This is a genomic window from Klebsiella sp. 28 (assembly GCF_018223905.1).
Classification (GTDB): domain Bacteria; phylum Pseudomonadota; class Gammaproteobacteria; order Enterobacterales; family Enterobacteriaceae; genus Klebsiella; species Klebsiella pneumoniae.
Genome location: NZ_JAGRQY010000226.1, coordinates 1 through 1,712, shown reverse-complemented (window position 1 = coordinate 1,712; position 1,712 = coordinate 1). Strand labels below are relative to the sequence as shown.

The following is a 1,712-nucleotide window of genomic DNA, read 5'->3' as shown; positions in this document are numbered from 1 at the left end:
TGCGCTGACGCAGACAGACGCGAACGTGGCCAGCAAAGCGGATCAGACGGCGATGAACTCGCTAACCGGACGAGTGGAGAAGACGGAATCCGGGTTGACGGCTGCTAACGCCAACATTACCTCGCTGAAATCCGCTGTACGGGCCGGAAACGCATCAGGCGGGGATTTAATTCCCAACCCGACATTTGATCCAACTTACGACCAGATGGGGTTCAGTGTGGTATCCACGACGGCTGAGGATGTTCCGTCGGGATGCCCGTATGGTTATGCGGCCAGAATTGCCAGCCGGGATCACCATCCTAACTTTGCCGCGTTCCCGGCCACGCTTAACGATGTGATTGAGATCAGCGCACTGGTTGCCTGCGGCGCCGGCACCGCGAATTTTAATCTGTATGTTGGTACCGCCGTTCGGCCAGATACTAGCACCGGTGCGCCACTCATGGCGGGTGGCGGAAAATCCCCCTCCGCGACCTGGCAGAGAACCACCTGGCGCTTCAAGGTCACGCAGGCGATGGTGGACAGGGGTTATATCCGCCCGTTCCTGCAGATCTCGCAGAACAGCCCGTATGGCACCGTATGGTTCGTTACGGACTGGCATATGCGAAATGTGACAGCGGCGCAAAAGGTTCAGGATACTGCGGACGCCACGGCGGCGGCGGTTGACTCCCTGACCACCACCGTGACTCAACAGGGTAATCTGCTGACCTCGACCGGCAACCGGACAACCCAGCTGGAAAACGGGCTGGCAACCACCAATGCCGCAGTGGCCAAAAAGGCTGATGCGACAGCGGTGCAGGATTTGACCAATACCGTCAAACAGCTGGGCAATGACCTGACGGCTGCGAACAGCGCCATCACGAAGCTGACCGGAAATCTGGCGAATACCGATAAAGCGCTGGCGCAGAAAGCCGATGCGACTGCGCTGGCCACGCTCGACACGAAAGTGACGCAGCAGGGCAAAACGCTGGAGAGCCAGAGCAATTCGCTGACGAACCTGTCGAACAGCCTCTCGCAGGTCGCGGCAGATATCGATGCCAGCGGGCAGATACCGGGTAACCTGGTCGTGAATCCCTCGTTTGAACGCGGGCTGGATGGTTATACCGGGCGGTCAACCGCGACCAGTGTGGTGGAGGTTTCCGCTCCTCACAGCGGGACGCGGGCGCTGAAGGTTGATCCGGGAAGCGTGTCTCCGGGGCAATACATCCCGTTTGTTCAGGGGCGAACCTATGAAATCGGGGTGTGGGTCAAGGAACCCGGAGCGACGACGGATAATGGCGCGGGGAACAACAAGCTGCGGATCGGTAACTCTGCCGGCCAGCCGGTTTTTGAGCGTCCATATAACAGCGGTACGGTGGGGACAAACTGGACCCTGATTTCCGGTCGCTGGAAAGCGACGGAGACAGCCAGCCTGCCGGTGACGATGAGCAACTATCTGATTAGCGGAAGCCGCTACTTCGATGATTTTTACGTCACTGACGTTACCGACCGGGTGGACATCGATGCCACCGCTGGCGCCGTTACCGGACTAACGAACCGGGTCAGTACAGCGGAAGGGCATATCACCTCGCAAAGCCAGCAGCTGACGAACCTGCAGAACAGCCTGAACACGACAAATGCCGCGCTGGCGAAGAAAGCGGAGGCGAGCGCGGTCACCGCGTTAACACAGCAGGTAGAGCAAAACGGCCAGAATATTCGCAGCAATACTGACAGCA

The 1,712-nt window shown here is 59.0% G+C and carries 1 protein-coding gene; it reads left to right on the top strand.

The features are described from left to right. Positions 1 to 1,712, top strand: a 1,712-nt coding sequence (locus KHQ28_RS26740; RefSeq protein WP_211777747.1) for a carbohydrate binding domain-containing protein, incomplete at both ends; no start/stop codon positions are given.